The 20,891-nt window shown below is 66.1% G+C and carries 23 protein-coding genes and 1 tRNA gene; 2 read left to right on the forward strand and 22 right to left on the reverse strand.

Translation table 11 applies throughout. The features are described from left to right. Nucleotides 1–45 precede the first annotated feature (45 nt). Nucleotides 46–121: transfer RNA gene (locus tag H3005_RS11380), tRNA-Lys, on the reverse strand. 146 nt (nt 122–267) lie between these two features. On the opposite strand from H3005_RS11380, the gene H3005_RS11385 reads away from it, so the two are divergent. Beyond that, complete coding sequence (locus H3005_RS11385) at nt 268–1,227, forward strand: DUF2268 domain-containing putative Zn-dependent protease (RefSeq protein ID WP_191078215.1); 960 nt, start codon at nt 268–270, stop codon at nt 1,225–1,227. A gap of 72 nt (nt 1,228–1,299) precedes the next feature. On the opposite strand, the gene queC is transcribed toward H3005_RS11385, so the two are convergent. From queC to aspS, 19 genes are all read right to left on the reverse strand, one after another. Next, entirely contained in the window at nt 1,300–1,965 is a 666-nt protein-coding gene (gene queC, locus H3005_RS11390; RefSeq protein ID WP_191078216.1) for a 7-cyano-7-deazaguanine synthase QueC, read from the reverse strand. A 77-nt stretch (nt 1,966–2,042) separates the two neighbouring features. Next, on the reverse strand, nt 2,043–2,744 hold the full coding sequence (queE, locus tag H3005_RS11395; RefSeq protein ID WP_191078217.1) for a 7-carboxy-7-deazaguanine synthase QueE: 702 nt from the start codon (nt 2,742–2,744) through the stop codon (nt 2,043–2,045). A 139-nt stretch (nt 2,745–2,883) separates the two neighbouring features. Next, the gene (ybgF, locus tag H3005_RS11400) at nt 2,884–3,702 is read right to left on the reverse strand and encodes a tol-pal system protein YbgF (RefSeq protein WP_088100990.1); all 819 of its coding nucleotides are present in this window, start codon (nt 3,700–3,702) and stop codon (nt 2,884–2,886) included. 3 nt (nt 3,703–3,705) lie between these two features. Then, on the reverse strand, nt 3,706–4,224 hold the full coding sequence (pal, locus tag H3005_RS11405; protein WP_100553345.1) for a peptidoglycan-associated lipoprotein Pal: 519 nt from the start codon (nt 4,222–4,224) through the stop codon (nt 3,706–3,708). Nucleotides 4,225–4,288: 64 nt separating this feature from the next. Then, complete coding sequence (gene tolB, locus H3005_RS11410) at nt 4,289–5,608, reverse strand: Tol-Pal system beta propeller repeat protein TolB (RefSeq protein ID WP_100460130.1); 1,320 nt, start codon at nt 5,606–5,608, stop codon at nt 4,289–4,291. Between the two features lie 143 nt (nt 5,609–5,751). Further along, the gene (locus H3005_RS11415) at nt 5,752–6,168 is read right to left on the reverse strand and encodes a TonB C-terminal domain-containing protein (protein WP_100553346.1); all 417 of its coding nucleotides are present in this window, start codon (nt 6,166–6,168) and stop codon (nt 5,752–5,754) included. A 9-nt stretch (nt 6,169–6,177) separates the two neighbouring features. Next, nucleotides 6,178–7,230, reverse strand: coding sequence for a cell envelope integrity protein TolA (gene tolA, locus H3005_RS11420; RefSeq protein WP_191078218.1), 1,053 nt, complete (start codon nt 7,228–7,230; stop codon nt 6,178–6,180). Further along, entirely contained in the window at nt 7,220–7,648 is a 429-nt protein-coding gene (tolR, locus tag H3005_RS11425) for a protein TolR (protein ID WP_100553348.1), read from the reverse strand. The genes tolA and tolR overlap by 11 nt, the downstream gene beginning before the upstream one ends. Nucleotides 7,649–7,672: 24 nt before the next feature. Then, a complete protein-coding gene (tolQ, locus tag H3005_RS11430; protein WP_025874672.1) occupies nt 7,673–8,452 on the reverse strand; it encodes a protein TolQ in 780 nt (259 codons plus the stop codon). Between the two features lie 10 nt (nt 8,453–8,462). Next, nucleotides 8,463–8,912 (reverse strand): tol-pal system-associated acyl-CoA thioesterase, encoded by a 450-nt coding sequence (gene ybgC, locus H3005_RS11435; RefSeq protein WP_100553349.1) that lies wholly within the window; start codon nt 8,910–8,912, stop codon nt 8,463–8,465. Beyond that, nucleotides 8,902–9,942: a Holliday junction branch migration DNA helicase RuvB gene (gene ruvB, locus H3005_RS11440; protein WP_089236560.1), complete on the reverse strand. Its 1,041-nt coding sequence runs from the start codon at nt 9,940–9,942 to the stop codon at nt 8,902–8,904. The genes ybgC and ruvB overlap by 11 nt, the downstream gene beginning before the upstream one ends. Nucleotides 9,943–10,456: 514 nt before the next feature. Next, complete coding sequence (locus H3005_RS11445; protein ID WP_089236561.1) at nt 10,457–12,376, reverse strand: potassium transporter Kup; 1,920 nt, start codon at nt 12,374–12,376, stop codon at nt 10,457–10,459. Nucleotides 12,377–12,425: 49 nt separating this feature from the next. Beyond that, a complete protein-coding gene (gene ruvA, locus H3005_RS11450) occupies nt 12,426–13,019 on the reverse strand; it encodes a Holliday junction branch migration protein RuvA (protein WP_089236562.1) in 594 nt (197 codons plus the stop codon). 13 nt (nt 13,020–13,032) lie between these two features. Further along, nucleotides 13,033–13,554: a crossover junction endodeoxyribonuclease RuvC gene (gene ruvC / locus H3005_RS11455; RefSeq protein WP_089236563.1), complete on the reverse strand. Its 522-nt coding sequence runs from the start codon at nt 13,552–13,554 to the stop codon at nt 13,033–13,035. A gap of 129 nt (nt 13,555–13,683) precedes the next feature. After that, the gene (locus H3005_RS11460) at nt 13,684–14,415 is read right to left on the reverse strand and encodes a YebC/PmpR family DNA-binding transcriptional regulator (protein WP_089236564.1); all 732 of its coding nucleotides are present in this window, start codon (nt 14,413–14,415) and stop codon (nt 13,684–13,686) included. A gap of 153 nt (nt 14,416–14,568) precedes the next feature. Continuing rightward, nucleotides 14,569–15,201 (reverse strand): alpha/beta fold hydrolase, encoded by a 633-nt coding sequence (locus H3005_RS11465; protein ID WP_025874679.1) that lies wholly within the window; start codon nt 15,199–15,201, stop codon nt 14,569–14,571. A 77-nt stretch (nt 15,202–15,278) separates the two neighbouring features. Beyond that, nucleotides 15,279–15,800, reverse strand: coding sequence for a GNAT family N-acetyltransferase (locus H3005_RS11470; RefSeq protein WP_191078219.1), 522 nt, complete (start codon nt 15,798–15,800; stop codon nt 15,279–15,281). 32 nt (nt 15,801–15,832) lie between these two features. Then, on the reverse strand, nt 15,833–16,168 hold the full coding sequence (locus tag H3005_RS11475) for a DNA primase (protein WP_191078220.1): 336 nt from the start codon (nt 16,166–16,168) through the stop codon (nt 15,833–15,835). A gap of 16 nt (nt 16,169–16,184) precedes the next feature. Next, nucleotides 16,185–17,936 carry an aspartate--tRNA ligase gene (gene aspS, locus H3005_RS11480; protein WP_191078221.1) on the reverse strand — a complete coding sequence of 584 codons (1,752 nt, stop codon included), beginning with the start codon at nt 17,934–17,936 and terminating at the stop codon, nt 16,185–16,187. 160 nt (nt 17,937–18,096) lie between these two features. Between aspS and H3005_RS11485 the strand changes: the two genes are divergently transcribed. Beyond that, nucleotides 18,097–18,849: a DUF3011 domain-containing protein gene (locus H3005_RS11485; RefSeq protein WP_100553353.1), complete on the forward strand. Its 753-nt coding sequence runs from the start codon at nt 18,097–18,099 to the stop codon at nt 18,847–18,849. Between the two features lie 99 nt (nt 18,850–18,948). Here the strand turns inward: H3005_RS11485 and H3005_RS11490 are convergent, their stop codons facing one another. Beyond that, complete coding sequence (locus H3005_RS11490; RefSeq protein ID WP_191078222.1) at nt 18,949–19,590, reverse strand: hypothetical protein; 642 nt, start codon at nt 19,588–19,590, stop codon at nt 18,949–18,951. Between the two features lie 56 nt (nt 19,591–19,646). Next, the gene (locus tag H3005_RS11495) at nt 19,647–20,861 is read right to left on the reverse strand and encodes a cation:proton antiporter (RefSeq protein WP_191078223.1); all 1,215 of its coding nucleotides are present in this window, start codon (nt 20,859–20,861) and stop codon (nt 19,647–19,649) included. Nucleotides 20,862–20,891 lie beyond the last annotated feature (30 nt).

Consider the following 20,891-nt stretch of genomic DNA (forward strand, 5'->3'; position numbering starts at 1 on the left):
CCCACAAAAAAGGCGCCCTGAAGGCGCCTAAGTTGTTGTCACAATTGGTGGGCCGTGATGGATTCGAACCATCGACCAAAAGATTAAAAGTCTTCTGCTCTACCGACTGAGCTAACGGCCCATGCAACATCCCTGCCTGTCGGCGGGGTGGGCATTCTACCCTACTTTGCGCGGCAGAGAGAAATCATTGCAGTATCGGCCTGCAGTTAAACCGTTCCATGCACCGGACGCATCTCATCCACGATCCTTCTTCCTTCGGAGCCACGGATGCGCCTGTCCTTCTGTCTGTACGCCTGCCTGCTGCTGCCCTGCGCGGTCACCACTGCTGCGCCCCCATCGGTACAGACAGATGACATCGCCCGATTCTGGAGTACCTACGATGCGGTGCTTGCCGAGCCCGATGGCGCGCAGCGGGTGGCCCTGGTCCGGCAGCACTACATCGAGCCGGGTAGTGCCGGCCTGCATGCGCTGATGAAGGTGCGCAACTACACCGCCGTCGAGTACGCCGACGCAATGCTCGCCTGGCCGCGCTTCTGGGCCTCGGTGCGGCCGCTGACCGCCAACGCCCAGCAGGCCAGTGCCACGCTTGAGCGGGATCTGGCGGCGTTCCGCAGGCTCTACCCCGCCCTGCGCCCGGCCAGCATCACCTATGCCGTGGGCGTGCTGCGCACAGGTGGCACCACGCTGGGCAACCAGGTGCTGATAGGCGCGGAGATGGCACTCGGCGATGCAAGCGTGGATGTCAGTGAACTGCCGGAGCCGTTGCGCAGCCGCCTTCGGGTCTTCTACGACAGCACTCCCGGCGCGAACAACGCGCAGAACAACCTGCACGAGTACGTGCACACCCAGCAGCACGAGACAACCGGCTCGCTCGCACAGTACGCGGTGCGCGAGGGCGTGGCCGAGTACATCGCCGAACGGATCAGCGGTCGCCGACCGGCGCTGCCGCTGTACACCTACGGGCCGTTGCATGAATCCGACATCCGCGCTCGCTTCATCGTGGAGATGGACGGCAATGATCTGGACAACTGGCTGTACAACAGCGCACGCAATCCGTTCGGGGTGAGTGATGTGGGCTACTACGCCGGTTACCGCATCGCGCAGGAGTACATGCGCCAGCAGCCGGATGAGCAGGCGGCGATCGCACGGATGATCGAGCTGGATTACACAGATCCGGCCACGGTGCGGGCGTTTATCGAGGCGTCGGGGTGGTTGCAGCAGCGGTAGCGCCGGACCGTGCCCGGCGCACAGTGCCAACCAAGGTTGGCACCTACCATTGGGGAATCAGCCCCCATTACCTCAGGCGTACAGCGTCGGGTCGGCCACGCCGGCGTCGGTGAAGCCCTGCGCGCGCAGGCGGCAGGCGTCGCAATGGCCACAGGCCGCGCCGCTGGCATCGGCGTTGTAGCAGGACACGGTCAGGCCGAAGTCGACGCCCAGGCGCACGCCTTCGCTGACGATCTGGCCCTTGCTGAGGAACTGCAGCGGCGCATGCACGGTGATGCCCGCGCCTTCCACGCCCGACTTGGTCGCCAGGTTGGCCAGCGTCTGGAAGGCGGCGATGAACTCGGGACGGCAATCCGGGTAACCGGAGTAGTCCACGGCGTTGACGCCGCAGAAGATGTCGTTGGCACCGAGCACTTCGGCCCAGCCCAAGGCCAACGACAGCATGATGGTGTTGCGCGCCGGCACGTAGGTGACCGGGATGCCCTCGCCGCCCGCCTCGGGCACATCGATGTCATCGGTAAGCGCCGAGCCGCCGATGCTGCGCAGGTCCACGTCCACGGTCTTGTGCACGATTACGCCCTGGGCCTTGGCCACGCGCGCGGCGGCATCCAGCTCGGAGGTATGGCGCTGGCCATAACGCACGCTCAGCGCATGCACGGCGAAGCCCTGTTCCTGGGCCATGGCGATGACGGCGGCTGAATCCATGCCGCCGGAGAGAAGCACGACTGCCTTCTTCATGGGTAAATCATCCGGTTTGGGGGAAAAGCCAGCACGCTGTCCCGCGCCGGAACTACATCAAGGAACAACGGACGGGCTCAGCGGCCCGGCTCGTCATTCCACAGAATCTTATGCAACTGCATCTGGAAGCGCACCGGCAGCCGGTCTTCCACGATCCAGTCCGCCAGCTGGCGGGCAGTGATCTCGCCCTTGCTGGGCGAGAAGAACACCATCGTGCGCTGTACCAGTTCGTGTTCGGCGACCATGGCCTTGGCCCAGTCGTAGTCTTCGCGATTGCAGATCACGAACTTGATCTGGTCGCGCGTGGTCAGCAGCGGCAGGTTCTCCAGCCGGTTGCGGGCGACCTCGGCCGAGCCGGGCGTCTTGATGTCGACCACGCGCGATACGCGCGGATCGACCGCGCTGACGTCCAGCGCACCGGACGTTTCCAGCGACACATCCAGACCGGCATCACACAGCTTCTGCAGCAGCACCAGGCAGCGCTTCTGTGCCAGCGGCTCGCCGCCGGTCACACAGACGTGACGCACACCCTGCGCCCGCACCTCGGCGACGATGTCGTCGATGTCCCACCAGGTGCCGCCGTGGAAGGCGTAGGCGGTGTCGCAGTACTGGCAGCGCAGCGGGCAACCGGTCAGGCGCACGAACACGGTCGGCCAACCGGCGGTATCGGCTTCGCCCTGCAGCGAGGTGAAGATCTCGGTGATCTTCAGGCGCGGCAGTGGCGACTGCACGATTTCGCTGGGCGTGGCGACGGCGGCGGACGGGGAAACGGCGGTCATGGCAAACAATTCTTCATGGGACGGGCGACGGATGTATCGGCGCCGGAAACGAAAGCAGCCGAGCATGGGCTCGGCTCTACAGGAGGCTGCCGGGAGTCAGCCCGGCGCCAGGGTGCGTATTGTACGCCTGGTCAGCGGATCAGCGGATCTGATTGCCGAGGCGGATCGATTGCAGGCGGTCCTGCGCGGTACGCGCGGCATCCGAGCCCGGGTATTGCGCCACGACGGTCTCCAGCGTCTGCTGGGCCTGGTCGACCTTGCCCTCGCCATACTGCGAGAGGCCGACCTTGAGCAGGCCACCTGCGGCCTTGTCGTGGGTGGGATAGCGCGAGAGCAGTTCACGGAACTGGGACTCGGCCATCGGGAAATTGCGGGTGGCGTAATAGCTCTCGCCCAGCCAGTACAGCGCGTTGGGGGCGTAGACGCCGTTCGGGTACAGCTCCAGGAAGCTCAAGAACAGCTGCGCCGAATCATCGTACTTGCCTGCCTTCAACGCATCGAAAGCCACGTTGTAGGAGGTACGCTCGTCACCGGTGACGGCCAGGCTGCCCGGATCACCATGGACGGAAGGCGGCCGCTCGGAAGTGGCCGCCGCTGCGGGTTTTGCCGGGGCTGCAGGAGCCTTCGGTGCGCTCGCCGGAACAGCAGGCAGGGCCGGGGCGGCAGAGCCCCCTTCCAACCGGTTCAGGCGGCTGTCCAGATCCAGGTACTGATCCTGGGCGGACTGCTTGAGCTGGGCGTTGTCGTGCTGGAGTTGCTCGATCGAGGCCTGCAGGCTGGTGACCTGCTGCCGCAGCTGGTTGATCTGGTTCAACAGGTCCTGGTTGGCACTGTTGTTGTACATCTGCTGCTCGAGCGAACCGACACGGTCGGCCAGACTCTGACGTTGTGCATGCGCCGGTGCGGCAGCCACGAGGGCTGCCGCAACGACCAGCATCAGTTTGATGCCAAGGCGCATGGATTACTGCGCGGTGTAGACGATTTCGACGCGACGGTTCTGCGACCAGCAGGACTCGTTCGACTCGGTGCAGACCGGACGCTCTTCACCGTAGGACACGACGGTCAGCTGCGAAGCCGAGCCACCGTTGGCCTGCAGCGCCGAGTTGACGCCGTTGCCACGACGCTCGCCCAGGGCCTGGTTGTACGCGCGCGAACCGCGCTCGTCGGTGTGGCCCTGCAGGGTGATGCGCGAAGACGGACGGTCACGCAGGTACTTGGCGTGGCAAGCCATGATGGCCTGGAATTCCGACTTCACTTCTTCCTTGTCCAGGTCGAAGTAGACAACGCGCTGACGCAGGCAGGCATCGGTGTCCAGATCGCCCGGGCCGTACAGGCCGGAGGTGGACGGACCGGTCGGGGTGGTGGTCGAGGTGCCGGTATCGACCGGAGCCGGGGCTTCTTCCTTGACCTTCTTCGAGCAACCGGCCAGGACGGCCACGGACAGCAGGGAAACAAGCAGAACGCGGGTGGACTTGTTCATGGCGATACCTTTGTGGCTCCTAAGCCGATGAGGGGTTCAATACAGAGAAAATATTAACACTCTTTTAGCGCTGGGTACGGTATGGGGACCATGCCGGCTCGCGCACATCACCGTCTGCCAGGACCAGGCGCTGGCGCACGCGCGCGTCGGCCGAGACGGCGTACAGCACACCACGACCACCCTCACGGGCGGCATACAGCACCATGCTCGCGTTGGGCGCGAAGCTCGGCGATTCGTCCAGCGAACCCGGCGACAGCGTGCTCCAGCGCGGCGAGCCCAGCGAGCTGTCCATCAGCGCGATCTTGTAGCTGTTGCCCGAACCCTGGGCGACAGCGATCTTCTTGCCGTCGTAGGACACCGACGGCTTGGCGTTGTAGTTGCCCTGGAAGGTCACACGCTCGGCGCTGCCACCACCGGCCCCGACCTTGTAGACCTGCGGACGGCCGCCGCGATCAGAGGTGAAGTACACCGCGCTGCCGTCCGGGGCCCAGGTCGGCTCGGTGTCGATGGCGAAGTGGTTGGTCAGCTGGGTCAGCTGCTTGCTGCCCAGGTCCATCACGTAGATTTCCGGGTTGCCCGAACGCGACAGGGTCAGGGCCAGCTTGCGGCCGTCCGGCGAGAAGGCCGGTGCGCTGTTGATGCCGCGGAAGCTGGTGACCAGCTCACGGGCGCCGGTGGAGATGTTCTGGATGTAGATGGCGGAGTTGCCACGCTCGAAGCTGACGTAGGCCAGCTTGTTGCCATCCGGGCTCCACGACGGCGACAGCAGCGGCTCGGCCGAACGCACGATGGTCTGCGGGTTGAAGCCGTCCGAATCGGCGACCATCAGCGCATAGCGCATGGCGTCGCCCTTGCCGCTGGCGGTCACGTAGGCGATGCGGGTCCAGAAGGCGCCACGGACACCGGTGATCTTTTCGTAGATGGCGTCGGCCATCTGGTGGGCGACGTCGCGCATGGCGTTGCCGCGCGCGGTCATCGCCAGGCCCAGCAGGCGCTCGCCCTTGGGCACGTCGAACAGTTCGTACTCGACGCGGTAGGCGCCGGCGCCGGCGTCCATGACCCGGCCGACGACGATGTAGTTCTGCTTCAACGCGCGCCAGGTGGCGAACTGGATGTCACCGCCACGGATCGGCTTTTCCACGATCTGCGCTTCGGGCAGCGTGCGGAACTGGCCCGAACGCTCGAGATCGGCACGGACCACACCGGCGACGTCGGTCTGCGGGGCGGCGGCCGAACCCTGGTAGGGCATCGGCACGATGGTGATCGGGAGGGCGGAGGCATTGCCGCCGATGATGTCGATATCCAGCCCCTTCTGCTGCGCGACGGCAGCAAAGGGCAGCAACAGAGCCGCAAACACGGCAAGCCAGCGAGGCATCTTCTTCATGGAGAGCTCAAAAAAGGGAAACCGGAACGAGGGATAGCAAAACGGGAGTGAACCGCTTCGCAATCATGAACCAAGGGTACGTGAAAGGAGAGTCACTTGGGGCAAGACAATCACGCGCCTTTAACGAAAACGCAGGATCTCTACTACTCCGCGACAAAGGTCAGCTGTAGATGTCGCACGTAGACAGACTGGAATCCCTCGATGGGCAATGGCTGCGCCCTGCGGACGGCATCCTCCAGAGACGACCGCCCCACGGCATCGAACTGGCAGTCGGACTGCGTCTCTACGGAGATGACGGTGCCGGTGGGCAACTGCAGGACGCGCGCGGAGCACCGTTGGCCCGGCAGCACCGAAGCTGGACGAAGCCAATGCTCCACGATCCGCGCGCGGACAGCGTCGGCGTAGGCCTTCTGCAATGCCAGATGATCATTGCGGGGCGAGCCTGCGTGCTCTGCTGCCGATAACGACAGCGCCATCGGCAACGACAGCGCGAACGCACACAGACGCAGGGCTCCCTTCGTCGCGGGTCCTCCACAGCGCGGGGGGCGGGCGTTGGTCATTCTGTTCCGTCAGTCCTGAGCAGTGAAGGTCAGGTTGAGCGTGCGGTTGAACACCTTCTCGAAGCCCCGGTATGGCAACGGCTGGGCGTTGAGAACGGCCGCTTCGATCGAGCGCCTGCCCGCTTCATCATAGGCGCAGTTGGAACTCACCTTGGCCTGCAGCACCTGCCCGCCCGGAATCTGGGTGATGGTGACCTGGCACTTCTGCCCCAGCGGTACGCTGTCCGGACGTGTCCAGGTATCGCGCACCTTGGCCTGGATGGCCGCAGCGTACTTGGCAGACAGGTCGTCGCTGCTGCCACCACCACCGGCAGCCGGCTGAGCGGCGCCGCTGGCGCCTGCGGCAGCAGTGCCGGCAGCGTTACGCGCGGCAGCGACCTGACGCAGCTTCTGCTCGGCCAGCTTGGCTTCCTTCTCGGCCTGCTCGCGGCGGGCACGGATGTCGGCGATCTTCTTCTGCTTCTCGGCCTCGGCCTTGTCGGCCGCCAGACGCTCCTGCTCGGCCTGCTTCTTCTTGGCGTCCGCTTCCTGCTGCTTGGCCAAGCGCAGCTTCTGCTCGGCCTCTTCCTGGCGCTTGCGCTCGGTCAGGTCGATCTGCTCCTGGCGGCGCTTGGCTTCCTGCTCCTGCTTGGCCTTTTCCTGCGAGATCGCCAACGCGCTGACCGCATCCTGGTCCTTGGTGTCGGGCTGCGCCACGCGCTCCTGCGCCTGTTGCTGCTGCGGCGTCGGCGCGTCCTGCGGGCGCGGCTCTTCAATTGGCTGCGGCGGCGGGATGGTGTCTTCCGGCACCGGGATCGGCTCGGCCACCGGCGGCGGCAGGTCTTCCAGCTTCTCCGACTGGCGCAGGGCCTGGCGCGCGGCAGCCGCCTCGGAGGCGGACAGCGCCAGGCTGGCCTCCACCGAGGGATCGCCTGCGGCGGCATCGGTATTGCGCTGGGGCGACCACAGCCAGGCGCCGATGAAGATCAGCGCCACCAGCAGGTGCACCAGCACGGCCAGCACCAGGGGCAGGCCCCAGCCCGGTTCCTCCGTATGCGGCGGCGGCAGGGCGTCAGCGTGCATCGGTGGCCAGGCTCACCTTGTCGACGTGGGCACGCTTGATCACATCCATCGCATCGATGACCTTTTCATAGGCCACGGCACGGTCGGCGGCGACGATCACGCGCACGTCCTTGTCCTGCGCGGCGATGCCGGACAGGTGGCCCTGCAGTTCCTCGGCGGTGACTGCGGTGGGCTCCTTGGCGTCGGGCAGCTTGAGGCTGAGCTGGCCGTCCTGGCGCACCGAGACGATCAACGGATCCTGCTTGCTTTCCAGCGCCTTGGCGTTGGAATTGGGCAGGTCGACGTCGAAGGTCAGGGTGAGCATGGGCGCGGTGACCATGAAGATGATCAACAGCACCAGCATGACGTCGATATAAGGAACGACGTTGATTTCCGATTTCAGCTTGCGGCGCTTGCGGCGACCGATGGCAGCGGACATGGCTTGGACTCCCGGGTCTGGCGCTTACTCGTCGCCAGCGCTCTGGCGCTGCAGGATCGAGCTGAACTCGTCGGCGAAGGTCTCGAAACGCACCGACATGCGCTCCACGCGGGTGGTGAAGCGGTTGTAGGCCCACACTGCCGGAATCGCCACGAACAGGCCGATGGCGGTGGCGAACAGCGCTTCGGAGATGCCCGGGGCGACGGCGGCGATACCGGCCTGGGCACCGCTGCTGATCATGTCGTGCATGGTCACCATGATTCCGAATACGGTGCCGACCAGGCCCACGTACGGGGCGGTGGAACCGATGTTGGCCAGCAGTTCCAGGTTGCGTTCGAGCTGGTCGACTTCGCGGGTGTAGGTGGTGCGCATCGCGCGCTGGGCACCTTCCAGCTGGGCACGGCCATCCAGCCGGCGCTTGTCGCGCAGGCGGGTGTACTCGCGGAAACCGGCTTCGAAGATCGCTTCCAGGCCGCCGACATTGCGGCTGCGGTCGGTGGCCGAGCTGTACAGCTTGCCCAGGTCGGCACCGGACCAGAAGCGGTTCTCGAACTCGTCGGCTTCGCGTGTGGCCTGCTTGAAGATGCGGGCCTTGCGGAAAATGATCACCCAGCTGACGAACGAGCCGACCAGCAGCGCCAGCACGATGATCTTCACCGGCAGGCTGGCCTTGGCCATCAGTTCGAGGTAGTTGATGCCGCCGCCGGTGGTGGCCTGGGCAAGGGTCTGGGTCGCGGCATTGCTGACGTCAGCCGGCAAAGCCTCGGTGACCGTGGCCTGCAGGGCCAGGAGCGTTGCGATCATCCGTTGTTCCTCAAGAGTTCTGTTCGGATTCGGGGTGGAGGTGGGGTTGCAGCGCGGCAAGGACCAGATCGTCCATGCCACGCGGGCGGAAACTGGCCGCGTCCAGTGCGGCGATGCGGACCTGCGCGGACAGCAGCAGCTGGCCGTCGCGCAGGACCTGCTGGTCGAAGACCATGCTGGCCTTCTTCAGCTGGACCAGGCTGGCGCTCACCTGCAGCTGGTCATCCAGCCGTGCCGGCTTGATGAAGTCCATCTGCATGGAGCGCACCGCGAAGACCATGCCGTGCTCGGTACGCATGCGCTCCTGGCCGAAGCCCAGCGCACGCATCCATTCGGTCCGCGCCCTTTCCATGAAGGCCACGTAGCGGGCGTGGTAAACCACTCCGCCAGCGTCGGTATCTTCCCAGTAAATGCGTGTCGGCCAACTGAATCGGGGTTCAACCGAGGGTTCAACCGACATCGGGGACCTCGGCGAACAGATCCTGCGGCGGGTTTTTCGGCTTCAGGCCCAGGTGCCGGTAGGCCTTGTGGGTAGCCATGCGGCCGCGCGCGGTGCGCACCAGGTAGCCCTGCTGGATCAGGTACGGCTCGACCACATCTTCGAGCGTGCCACGCTCTTCGGACAGCGCCGCAGCCAGCGATTCAATGCCAACCGGGCCACCGTCGAAGTAGTCGACCATGGTCTTCAGCAGCCGACGATCGAGCTCATCGAAGCCCTCCGGGTCGACCTTGAGCATCTGCATCGCCGCCTGGGCCACGGTCTGGTCGATGTGGCCACCCGCCTTGACCTGGGCGTAATCGCGCACGCGGCGCAGCAGGCGGTTGGCGATACGCGGGGTGCCCCGCGCGCGGCGCGCGATCTCCCCTGCCCCGTCGGCGGTGCAGTCGATGGCCAGGATGGCGGCCGAGCGACGCACGATGCGGGTCAGTTCTTCGACGCTGTAGAACTCCAGGCGCTGGACGATGCCGAAGCGGTCGCGCAGCGGCGCGGTCAGCAGACCGGCGCGGGTGGTGGCGCCGATCAGGGTGAACGGCGGCAGATCGATCTTGATCGAGCGTGCTGCGGGGCCCTCGCCGATCATGATGTCGATCTGGAAATCTTCCATCGCCGGGTACAGCACTTCTTCCACCACCGGCGACAGGCGATGGATTTCGTCGATGAACAACACATCGTGCGGCTGCAGATTGGTCAGCAGCGCGGCGAGGTCGCCGGCCTTTTCGATCACCGGGCCGGAGGTCACGCGCAGGGCCACACCCAGTTCGTTGGCGATGACATGGCTGAGGGTGGTCTTGCCCAGGCCGGGCGGGCCGAAGATCAGCACGTGGTCCAGCGCATCACCACGACCCTTGGCGGCCTGGATGTAGATATCCATCTGTTCGCGCACCGGCACCTGGCCGAGGTAGTCGGCAAGTCGCTTGGGTCGGATGCTGGCGTCGGCGGCGTCATCCTCGCGGGTGGCGCCGGCACCGATGATGCGGTCGTCGGTCATGTGCTGATTATGCGGCAAAAACGGGGGGATTCGGCCGGGCTGCGCCCGGCACCCGCGGAGGCCAAAGCAACGGCAACAGCCGAAGCAAGAGCAGAAGCAGGTTTCCCGAGGGATGGCGGGGGGGGCCCGGTTGCGGGGGACGCTGCAAGTACGTCCATGTAAGCTCGGTCGCGCCATCCATGGCGCTCACGCCCCCGCAACCGGACCCACCCCACCTTCGACAGATCTGCGCAATCTGCCGGAATGGCATGCCCTGCTCCTGGTAGGTGTCGACCTTGGTCGACACGGAATGGCCTGCTCTTGGTAGGTGTCGACCTTGGTCGACACGGTAGATCCACGCCATGCGTGGATGGAGTTGTGGAGCCGAGCAATGCTCAGGTCAGGACCGGGGCAATTCAGGAGGTAAAGCCCCCTTGTTGTTCAAGGGGGCGCGCCGGCAGGCGCGGGGATAAGGTGGAATGCTCAGGGGCCCGCGATTTGCGCAGCACATCGTGGGGCGTAGCGCAGGTGGAGATTAAATCTCCACTTGCGCTCCGAGCTCCACCAACCGGTTGCCCGGAATGCGGAAGAAGCCCGTCGCCGGGGCGGCGTTCCTGTGCATCAGCGCGAACAGCTTGTCGCGCCAGATCGGCATGCCACGGTTGGCGGTGGCGACGATGGTTTCGCGGCTGGCGAAGAAGGTGGTGTCCATCGGGTCGAAGTAGATGCCGCCGTGGTCGCACGAGCGCATCAGCGCCAGCGGGACGTCGGGGGTCTCCATGAAGCCGAAACGCACGTAGACGCGGTAGAACTCATCGCCCACCGATTCGATCTTCAGGCGCTGCCCCTCCGCCGCGTACGGCACCGGCAGGGTCACCACGTGCAGGAACACGTTGCGCTCGTGCAGCACCTTGTTGTGCTTGAGGTTGTGCATCAGCGCATGCGGGGCCACGGTCGGGTCGGCGGTGAGGAACACCGCAGTGCCCGGTACGCGTACCGGCGGCGCCAGCATCAGGCCCGGCAGGAAGGTGTCGATGCGGATGCCGTCCTTGCGGATCTCGTCGCGCAGCAGTTCGCGGCCACGGCGCCAGGTGCGCATCATGGTGAACAGGAAGATGCCCAGCACCACCGGGAACCAGGCACCCTGCAGCAGCTTGGCGCCGTTGGCGATGACAAAGCCCAGATCGATGACGAAGAACACCACGCACAGCGGCAGGATCCAGTTGCGTGCCTTCGGCCACAGCGAACGTGCGACCAGGGCCAGCAGCAGGGTATCGATCAGCATGGTGGCCGACACCGAGATGCCGTAGGCCACGGCCAGGTTGGACGAGCTGCGGAAGGCCAGCACCAGGCCGATCACCATCACCGCGATGCCCCAGTTGATGCCGGGGATGTAGATCTGGCCGATGGTGTCGTGCGAGGTGTGCTTGATGCGCATGCGCGGGATGTAACCCAGCTGCATGGCCTGGCGCGAGACCGAGAAAGCGCCGGTGATGACCGACTGCGAGGCGATCACTGCGGCCATCGTGGCAAGCACGATCATCGGGTACAACGCCCACGACGGTACCGCCTCGAAGAACGGGTTCTTCACCGCCTCGGGGTGATTGAGCACCAGCGCGCCCTGCCCCAGGTAGTTCAGCACCAGGCACGGCAGCACGAAGAAGTACCAGGCGTGGCGGATCGGCTTGGCACCGAAGTGACCCATGTCGGCATACAGCGCCTCGCCACCGGTCACCGCCAGCACCACCGCGCCGAGGATGAAGATGCTGTGCCAGCCGTGTTCCATGAAGAAGCGGATCGCCCACCACGGGTTGAACGCTTTCAGCACTTCCGGCGCGTCGACGATGTTGTAGATGCCGATCGCCGCCAGTGAGATGAACCAGATCGAGGTGATGGGACCGAACAGCTTGCCGATCTTCTCGGTGCCAAAGCGCTGCACCGCGAACACCGCCAGCAGCACCACCACGGTGATCGGCACGATGAAGGCATGCAGCCCGGGGGCCGCCACCTCCAGGCCTTCGACCGCGCCCAGCACCGATATCGCTGGCGTGATCACGCCGTCACCGAAGAACAGCGAGGCGCCGAAGATGCCGAGGATGCCGACCACGTACGCCGAGCGTGACCCGTTGCGCAGCGTGCGCTGGGTCAGCGCCATCAGCGCCATGATGCCGCCCTCACCGTCATTGTCGGCGCGCATGATGATGGTCACGTACTTCAGGGTGACCACGATGTTCAGCGCCCAGAACGCCAGCGACAGCACGCCCAGCACGGTGTCATGGTCGCTGGTGAGCCCGTAGTGCGGCGAGAACGCCTCCTTCAGGGTGTACAGCGGGCTGGTGCCGATATCGCCGAAGACCACGCCGATCGCACCGATGATCAGCGCCAGCCCCCCGGCGGGGGGAGCGTGACCATGGCCGCCATGGGCGGCGGTGTGCGGGGTTTGACTGCTGGACATGGGGCTCCTGGCGAAGCTCAGGCTGTAATGGAAAAGGGAACGGAGCGGCTCAACGCAGCGCCGACTGCAGGGCCTTGCGGATGACCATGGCCACTTCGTCGCCCTCGTTGAAGGCTTCGCGCGCCATCCGCGCCGCCTCGGTCGGCTTGTAGCCCAGCTGCTGCAGCGCCACGGTGGCATCGGACAGCGGATCGGCCGGGGCCGGGCCACTGCCGGTCGGCAGTGCGCCACCGGCGCCGAACTGCGCCGCGCGGTCACGCAGCTCCAGCACCATGCGCTCGGCGGTCTTCTTGCCGATGCCGGGGATGCGGGTCAGCGCGGTGATGTCGCCGGCCTGGACCATGCGTGCGAATTCTTCGACGGTGACGCCGGACAACACGGCCAGCGCGATCTTCGCGCCGATGCCGCTGACCCGCTGCACGTCGCGGAACAGGCGGCGCTCGCCTTCGCGCAGGAAGCCGTACAGCGAGACGCTGTCTTCCTTCTGCGAATAGTGGGTGTAGAGGATGACCTCACGGCCGAGCTCGGGCAGGTCGTAGAAGGTGCTCATCGGCGCCTCCAGCTCGTAGCCCACTCCGTTGACGTCCACCACCAGCCACGGCGGCGCCTTGTAGGCGACGATTCCGCGCAGTCGACCGATCATTGCGTGCAGCTCCTCATTTGCGGCCCCACGCCTGGCGGGCAGTCAGCCCCAGGCGGTTGGCCGTTGCCCTTACGTGGGCATGGGTGATGGCCACGGCCAACGCGTCGGCCGCGTCGGCCTGCAGCTTGGTTTTCAGGTTGAGCATGAGCCCGACCATGTGTTGAACCTGTTGCTTTTCGGCGCCGCCACGACCGACCACCGCCAGCTTGATCTCGCTGGCGGCGTATTCGTGCACCGGCAGGTCGCGCAGCACCACCGCCGAAATCGCCGCGCCACGGGCCTGGCCCAGCTTCAGCGCCGAATCGGGGTTGCGCGCCATGAACACCTTTTCGATGGCCACTTCCTGCGGCTGGTACTCGTGGCACAGCTCGGCCAGGCCCAGCACCAGCAGCTTCATGCGCTGCGGGAAGTCATCGGCCCCGAGCAGCACCAGCGGCTGGTGATGCACGTGGCTGACCCGGCCGCTGGCATCGACATCGATGATGCCGACCCCGGTCCGTTGTGAACCCGGGTCGATGCCGAGAATACGGGTCATGCGGCACGCACACAGGCGCCGCTGATCCGGGAAGGACGCATGCGGCGGTGATGGCTGGAAACGTCTGGGGTCATCATGGTCCGCATTGTCCGCTCACCGGCCGCCAAAGGCGACCGGTGGAGCGTACGTTCAGGCGTAGGCGTCCGCGCCGAGATCGGCGTTGGAGTAAACGTCCTGCACGTCGTCGAGGTCTTCCAGCATGTCCAGCAGCTTCTTGACCTGCAGGACGGTGTCGCCCTCGACCTTGATGTCGTTGTCGGCACGGAAGGTCAGCTCGGCATGGTCCGGCGTGCGGCCAGCCGCCTGCATCGCATCCTTGACCGCGTGGAAGCTGTCCGCGGCGGTGAGCACGTCGATCGCGCCATCCTCCGGGTAGACCACGATGTCATCGGCACCGGCCTCGATGGCCGCTTCGGAGATGGCGTCCTCATCGGCGCCAGCAGCGTAATGCAGCACGCCCACGCGCTTGAACATGAAGCTGACCGAGCCTTCGGTGCCCATGTTGCCGCCGCACTTGCTGAACGCATGGCGGACATCGGCCACGGTGCGCACGCGGTTGTCGGTCAGGCAATCGACGATGACGGCCACGCCACCGGGAGCGTAGCCCTCGTAGCGGATCTCTTCGTACTCGACGCCTTCCAGTTCACCGGTGGCCTTCTTGATGGCGCGCTCGATCACGTCCTTGGACATGTTCGCGGTCAACGCCTTGTCCACCGCCACACGCAGGCGCGGGTTGTTGTTGGGGTCGCCTCCACCGCCGCGCGCGGCGACGCCGATCTCACGGATGATCTTGGTGAAAATCTTGCCGCGCTTCGCGTCAGACGCGTTTTTGCGGTTCTCGATGGAGGGGCCTCTACCCATGGGTCTTTCCGTACGTGCGTTGATGGATAAGGCCGCGGATTCTACCTGATCGGGCCCGGCGACCGTGTCGAGGGCGGACAGATGCCGCAGGGCACGGCGCCCCGGTAGCGCCGGGCCATGCCCGGCGAGCGCAGCGGCGCTGGGTGACGTCGCTCAGGCCGCAGCGGCGTCGCGGCCATGGTCGAACTGGCCATGGCGGAGGAAATGCGCGGTCTGCCGCGCGGCATCGGGTGACACCACCAGGCCGCTGTGGCTGGTGCGCACCACGCAATGGTCGGCCAGGCCCGGCAGGCGGGTCTCGGCCAGCGCCACGGTACCGTCGGAATCATCATCCAGCGCCCCGAGCAGGCTGCCCAGCCCATGCGGCACCGAGCCGGCGATCAGGCCGACCGCGGCCTTGCCCTGCCAATCCGGCAGCCCATCCAGCAACAATTCGCTGCTGCGGCCCAGGGCCAGGCCCCAACCATGTTCGGACAACGAGCGTGCGGTGCCACTGCCACGCAGTGGCGAACCCAGGCAGACCACGCGTTGCACGGGCAGCTGCGGCTGCCGGCGCAGGGCTTCCAGCGCCAGCAGGCCGCCAAGGCTGTGCCCGACCAGCGACAGCGGGCCTGCGTCTGCCAGCCGCTCCAGCAACTGCGGGACGGCCACATCGGGGCCGCCGAATACGGACGAGTAGCCAAAGGTATGGACCTGGAAGCCACGCGCGCGCAGGCGCCAGGCCAGTGGCCCGACCCAGGCACGGGCATTCCAGATGCCATGCAACAACAGAACGGGGGGAGTCATGTGCAACAGCCTGGCGGTCAGCGGGGCGAAACTACGGTGATTGAACAGAAGCCAGGGGCAAGCGGCGGTGAACGGCTTCAGGCCGGATGCGGCAGACGGCGCAGGATGAACTCAAGATCGTTGGTATCCCCCACCGGGAACAGGTACTCGCCGGCCTTTTCGAAACCATACCGGGCGTAGAAACGCTGGGCACCGAAGTTTTCCGACCACACACCCAGCCACAGCGTGCGCGGGCCGTCGCGTTCCAGCCAGGTCAGTGCGGTTTCCAGCAGGCGGCTGCCCCAGCCGCAGCTCTGCTGCGTCTTGACCAGGTACAGGCGCTTGAGTTCGCCGTCACCGGGCTTCACGTCCGGATGCGGCAGCCCACAGGGGCCGGCGGCGGCGTGGCCGACCGCCTCCCCATCCAGCTCCAGCAGCCACACCGCGTAATCGGGGTGGCCCAGGATCGTGCGCTGGCGCTCGACCGTGTAGGACTCGCCGATGAAGTCCTGCAGATCCTGCGGCGGATACAGATGTCCGAAGGTCTCGGTGAACGTGCGCGCGGCCAGCGCCGACAGGGTCGGCGCGTCGTCCACAGTGGCGCGGCGGATCGAATACATGGGTCGAGTTGACGCCAGGACAACGGTTCGGGTCAAGCCCGCTCCGCCGGTTCCTTTTCGTCTTCTTCCTCTTCCTCTTCTTCGTATTCCTCGTCGTCCTCTTCTTCCTCGCCTTCTTCCTCTTCTTCGCCTTCCTCGTCCTCGTCGTACTCTTCCTCTTCGTCGTCTTCGTAATCCTCGACGCCGAAGTCTTCACCGTCCCAGCGACCTTCGCCGTCGGCGACGAAGGTCAGGGCCATGGCCGACGGGTTGGTACCGACGCGGACCAGCCAACCACCGAAGACACGTGCACGCTCGGTGACCAGGTTGGCCTCGGAGCCTTCATTGCCCAGCTTTTCCCACTCCAGCGAAAACGCAAACTCGGTCATTGCCTGGATCTCCTGATCAGTTTTTCTTGGGGCGAACCTGGATGTGCACTTCGGCCAGCTGCTCGTCGACGATCGGCGACGGCGCGTCGGTCATCAGATCCTGTGCACCGGTGGTCTTCGGGAACGGGATGACGTCGCGGATCGACTCGGTGCCGGCCATCAGCGCGGCGATACGGTCGATGCCGAAGGCGATGCCACCGTGCGGCGGCGCGCCGTAGTTCAGCGCGTCGAGCAGGAAGCCGAACTTGGCACGGGCTTCTTCGGCACCGATGCCGAGCAGCTCGAACACCGCGCTCTGCATGTCGGGGCGGTGGATACGGATCGAACCGCCGCCGATTTCATTGCCGTTGAGCACCATGTCGTAGCCGCGCGAAACGGCAGTCTTGGCGTGCGCGCGCAGATCGGCGATGTCGTCCACGGCCGGCGCGGTGAAGGGGTGATGCAGGGCGACGTAGCGCTGCGCTTCCTCGTCCCACTCGAACATCGGGAAGTCGGTGACCCACAGCGGCGACCAGCTGTCGGCGACCAGACCGAAGTCCTTGCCGGCCTTCAGGCGCAGCGCGCCCATGAAGTTGGACACCTTGTTGTAGCCGCCGGCACCGAAGAACACGATGTCGCCGTTGCCGGCGCCGACGTGGGCCACCAGCGCGGCGAAGCCTTCTTCGCTGAAGAACTTCTGGATCGGCGAGCTGATTTCACCGTTCTCGCCCACCTTGATGTAGGCCAGGCCCTTCGCGCCGTACTTGGCGGCGTGCGCGGCGTACTCATCGATCTGCTTGCGCGACAGGCTGGCACCACCCGGGATGCGCAGCGCGGCGACGCGGCCATCGGCATCGTTGGCAGCAGCGGTGAACACCGGGAATTCGCTGGTCTTGACCAGTTCGGCCACGTCCACCAGTTCCAGCGCGATGCGCAGGTCCGGCTTGTCCGAACCGTAGCGACGCATCGCCTCGGCCCAGGTCATGCGCGGGAAGCTGGCCTCCAGTTCGACGTCGACCACTTCCTTGAAGATGCCGCGGATCATGTCTTCGACGAAGTCCTGCACGTCGCGCTCGCGGACGAAGGCGAACTCCATGTCCAGCTGGGTGAATTCCAGCTGGCGGTCGGCACGCAGGGCCTCGTCGCGGAAGCAGCGCGCGATCTGGTAGTAGCGGTCGAAGCCGGCCACCATCAGGATCTGCTTGAACAGCTGCGGGCTCTGCGGCAGGGCGTAAAACTCGCCCGGGTGCATGCGTGCCGGCACCAGGAAGTCGCGTGCGCCTTCCGGGGTGGCCTTGGTCAGGATCGGCGTTTCGATGTCCTGGAAGCCCTTTTCGTCCAGGTGGCGGCGCAGGGCCTGCACCAGCTTGATGCGGGTGCGCTGCATGCGCTGCATTTCCGGACGGCGCAGGTCCAGGTAGCGGTACTTCAGGCGGGTTTCTTCGCCCGGGTTCTCGTGCGCGTGGAACGGCAGCGGCGCGGCCTTGTTCAGCACGGTGATGGCGGTGGCGATCACTTCCACCTTGCCGGTGCGCAGCTTGTCGTTGACCGCATGGCGGGCGCGCACCACGCCTTCCACCTGCAGCACGTCCTCATAGCCCAGGCTGGCGGCCACGGCGAACACTTCGGCGTTGTCGAGCTCCACCGTCACCTGCACGATGCCTTCATGATCGCGGAGATCGATGAAGCAGACGCCGCCCTGGTTACGGGCCACGTCGGTCCAGCCGGCGAGGGTGACAGTCTGGCCAATCAGGGTCTCATCGACCAGGCCGCAGAAGTGGGTACGCATGGGGGGAAAGCTCCGCTGGAGAACGCCGGCGCCTGATGGGGGCCGGAAAGCCTCTTATTCTGCGGCCGAGGCCCCGGCCGGGGCAAATGCAGACGGTCACGCGGGCTTGATCGCCCCGGTCCTTATAGTCGCGCACCTACTCCCGTATGGGGATGTCGCCATGAAACCGCAGTCCCTGGCCAGCCTGGCCGTGATCCTCGGTACCTTTACCGCGCTCGCCCTGCCCTCCGCCCCTGCCGCCGCGCAGGACGGGGTGGTCCGCTGCGAGAGCCAGAACAACCGCGAACGCGTCTGTAACACCGGTTGGCGCGACGCGCAGCTGGTCCGCCAGCTGTCCGGCTCGGCCTGCGTGGAGGGCCGCACCTGGGGCACCCGCAACGGCAGCATCTGGGTCAACAACGGCTGCCGCGCCGAATTCACCCAGGGCCGTGGTGGCTGGGGTGGCGGCAACGGCGGCGGTTGGGGCGGCGGCAACGGCAACGGCGGCACCGTGCGCTGCGAAAGCCAGGACAACCGCGAACGCAGCTGCCCGGTCGGCTGGCGCAACGCGCGCGTGGTCCGGCAGATATCCGGTACCCAATGCGTGGAGGGCCAGAACTGGGGCGTGCGCAACGGCGCGATCTGGGTCAACCGCGGCTGCCGCGCCGAGTTCGCCGAAGCCCGCGGAGGCTGGGGCGGCGGCAATGGTGGGGGCAATGGCGGCGGCTGGGGTGGCGGCAACAGCAACTACAGCGTGACCTGCAGCAGCAACAACAACCGCCAGCAGAGCTGCAACTGGGATGAACGTCAGGGCCGGCCGGTGCTGCAGCAGCAGCTGTCCGGCAGTGCCTGCCAGGAAGGCCGGACCTGGGGTTACTCGCGCGGCAACGTGTGGGTCAGCAACGGCTGCCGGGCGCGCTTCGGCACGCGTTGAGGGCAGGGTCGGATCCCTGGCCGACGGCCAGGGCTCTGCCCCTTGGATGCGTGCAATGCTATGGTCGGAGCCCTCCACAGGAGGGATCCGACCCCGCAATCAGGGTGCCGGCGAAGCCTGATCCCCCCAGGGGGCGGGCGGCAGTGCGATCGGCTTGCTGAGGTCGAACTGGACCCGGAATCGACGGCCCTCCGGACGGGTCAGCTCATAGACGAAACGCTGGTCCGGCTCGATCTCCATCGCCCAGGTGTTGTGGGTTGAAGCCAGCATGTCGGCACGACGGAACATCGCCACCGATTCGCCATCGGCGGGGAACTGCTGGCGTTCGGCGGTACCCGGCGGCTTGCTGTCGCCGCCGTACAGGGTGATCGCATCGGGGCTGCCATCGGCGTGACGATGGTCGTGCTTCAGGCGCACGCCGTGCTCGGTGCGGGTCAATACCCAGGTGCGCGAATGGTCATCGCCCACGTGGAACGGGATGCGCAGCTCATGCCCCGGGTCGGCACAGCCACGCACATGCATCACCAGCTTCTGCCCGGCAAAGGGATCGTTGCCGGTGGGCGCCGGCGTGTCTTCCACCACCTTGCCCTCGTAGGCCTGGCCGCAATGGGCTGCGATGGCGGCCATGAAGGCGTCGGCTGGTGCGGTCGCCAGATCGTGGTTGACCGTATGCGATGGCTGCGAGCAGGCGGCGAGGCCGAGCAGGGCGATGGCGGAAGCAACAGCGGCGATCGGTTTCATGCCCCAACCCTAACGGCCATGGCCGATGCGCGCAAACCGCACTCTCTGGATCTGCCTCAGCGCTCGGCTGCAGGGGCGACGGCAACCACCTCCGTCGCCGCCACCGGCGCATCTTCGCCCTGCCCTGCCGGCTCCTGCTCCACCGGATCGACATCGAACGGCGTGCGGAACACCAGCGAGGGCAGCAGCGTGGTCAATGCGGCGTACAGCAGCAACGCGCCGAACAGCACCGCCGGAATCTGGAAGCGATCGCGCATGATCGCGGCCAGCACCAGGGTGAAGATCAATGTCGGTGCCAGCGCCAGCGACACACGCAGGCTGCTGCGGAAGCTTTCGCCGAACATCACGCGGCGCTGCAGCCAGACCACCGCGATGCGCAGCGGCAGCACCACCAGGGTGATGACGATGCCCAGCCCCAGCGCTTCCCAGCTCAGCGCTTCGCTGGGTACCTTGGTGCCGGCGTTGAAGAAATAGAACGGCACGAAGAACGAGGCGAACAGACGCAGCGCATGCAGGTTTTCGTGCGAGGCCAGCAGCGGCATGCGCTGGTGCAGCAGGCGCGCGACCAGGCCGGCGATGAAGGCGCCGACCAGGTAGTACACGCCCAGCAGGTAGGTGATGTACGCCGCTACCATGCCGACCATCACCAGCAGCGAGAATTCCGAGCCCGGCGCATGCGGTGCGACCCAGCGACCGAGCGCGATGAACACCAGCGGCAGGCCGACCATCATCGCCAGCAGCGCCGTGCTGGACAGCGCCATGTGCGCCGGATCCCCCGCCTGCAGCACGATGAACAACGCCGCCAGGGCCAGCAGTTCACCGGCAATGGCCTTGCTGGTGACCCAGAACCGTTCGTCCTCGCTCAGCCCCAGCCGCGACAGCGAATCCATGATGAAGCCGGTGGACGGGGTCAGCAGCGCCAGCGCGAGCAGCCCTGCCGCCTGCCATGGCAGACCGGCGTAACGCCAGGCCAGCCAGCCGACGCCGAACAGGGTCGCACTGCGGATGAGCAGATGCGCCAGCAGCGGCCACATGCCGCGGCGCAGGGCCTGCAGGTCCACTTCCAGGCCGGCGAACAGGAACAGCGAAGAGATGCCCAACGTGGCCAGCAGTCCGATGACCGCGTCATGCGCCTGGTCGCCCAGCCAGAGCATGCCGATGATGCCGAACAGCAGGCAGGTCAGGGGCGCGGGCAGGCTGAACCGCTGCAGCGCGCGCGGGATCACCAGCAGCGCGAAGATCAGCAGCAGGTAGACCAGTTCATGACTCATCGGCGACTTCCATGTGGATCGAAGGCGCGC

It is taken from the genome of Stenotrophomonas sp. Br8 (assembly GCF_014763005.1).
GTDB lineage: Bacteria > Pseudomonadota > Gammaproteobacteria > Xanthomonadales > Xanthomonadaceae > Stenotrophomonas > Stenotrophomonas lactitubi.

Coding starts and splice junctions, on each gene's coding strand:
- tolB (WP_100460130.1), bottom strand. CDS start 5,608: ATGAAGAAGATGCCTCGCTGGCTTGCCGTGTTTGCGGCTCTGTTGCTG.
- queE (WP_191078217.1), bottom strand. CDS start 2,744: ATGACCGCCGTTTCCCCGTCCGCCGCCGTCGCCACGCCCAGCGAAATC.
- tolR (WP_100553348.1), bottom strand. CDS start 7,648: ATGTCCGCTGCCATCGGTCGCCGCAAGCGCCGCAAGCTGAAATCGGAA.
- H3005_RS11485 (WP_100553353.1), top strand. CDS start 18,097: ATGAAACCGCAGTCCCTGGCCAGCCTGGCCGTGATCCTCGGTACCTTT.
- H3005_RS11445 (WP_089236561.1), bottom strand. CDS start 12,376: ATGTCCAGCAGTCAAACCCCGCACACCGCCGCCCATGGCGGCCATGGT.
- H3005_RS11465 (WP_025874679.1), bottom strand. CDS start 15,201: ATGACTCCCCCCGTTCTGTTGTTGCATGGCATCTGGAATGCCCGTGCC.
- queC (WP_191078216.1), bottom strand. CDS start 1,965: ATGAAGAAGGCAGTCGTGCTTCTCTCCGGCGGCATGGATTCAGCCGCC.
- H3005_RS11490 (WP_191078222.1), bottom strand. CDS start 19,590: ATGAAACCGATCGCCGCTGTTGCTTCCGCCATCGCCCTGCTCGGCCTC.
- H3005_RS11495 (WP_191078223.1), bottom strand. CDS start 20,861: ATGAGTCATGAACTGGTCTACCTGCTGCTGATCTTCGCGCTGCTGGTG.
- tolQ (WP_025874672.1), bottom strand. CDS start 8,452: ATGATCGCAACGCTCCTGGCCCTGCAGGCCACGGTCACCGAGGCTTTG.
- ybgF (WP_088100990.1), bottom strand. CDS start 3,702: ATGCGCCTTGGCATCAAACTGATGCTGGTCGTTGCGGCAGCCCTCGTG.
- aspS (WP_191078221.1), bottom strand. CDS start 17,936: ATGCGTACCCACTTCTGCGGCCTGGTCGATGAGACCCTGATTGGCCAG.
- pal (WP_100553345.1), bottom strand. CDS start 4,224: ATGAACAAGTCCACCCGCGTTCTGCTTGTTTCCCTGCTGTCCGTGGCC.
- H3005_RS11385 (WP_191078215.1), top strand. CDS start 268: ATGCGCCTGTCCTTCTGTCTGTACGCCTGCCTGCTGCTGCCCTGCGCG.
- H3005_RS11475 (WP_191078220.1), bottom strand. CDS start 16,168: ATGACCGAGTTTGCGTTTTCGCTGGAGTGGGAAAAGCTGGGCAATGAA.
- H3005_RS11415 (WP_100553346.1), bottom strand. CDS start 6,168: ATGACCAACGCCCGCCCCCCGCGCTGTGGAGGACCCGCGACGAAGGGA.
- tolA (WP_191078218.1), bottom strand. CDS start 7,230: ATGCACGCTGACGCCCTGCCGCCGCCGCATACGGAGGAACCGGGCTGG.
- H3005_RS11470 (WP_191078219.1), bottom strand. CDS start 15,800: ATGTATTCGATCCGCCGCGCCACTGTGGACGACGCGCCGACCCTGTCG.
- H3005_RS11460 (WP_089236564.1), bottom strand. CDS start 14,415: ATGGGTAGAGGCCCCTCCATCGAGAACCGCAAAAACGCGTCTGACGCG.
- ruvB (WP_089236560.1), bottom strand. CDS start 9,942: ATGACCGACGACCGCATCATCGGTGCCGGCGCCACCCGCGAGGATGAC.
- ruvC (WP_089236563.1), bottom strand. CDS start 13,554: ATGACCCGTATTCTCGGCATCGACCCGGGTTCACAACGGACCGGGGTC.
- ruvA (WP_089236562.1), bottom strand. CDS start 13,019: ATGATCGGTCGACTGCGCGGAATCGTCGCCTACAAGGCGCCGCCGTGG.
- ybgC (WP_100553349.1), bottom strand. CDS start 8,912: ATGTCGGTTGAACCCTCGGTTGAACCCCGATTCAGTTGGCCGACACGC.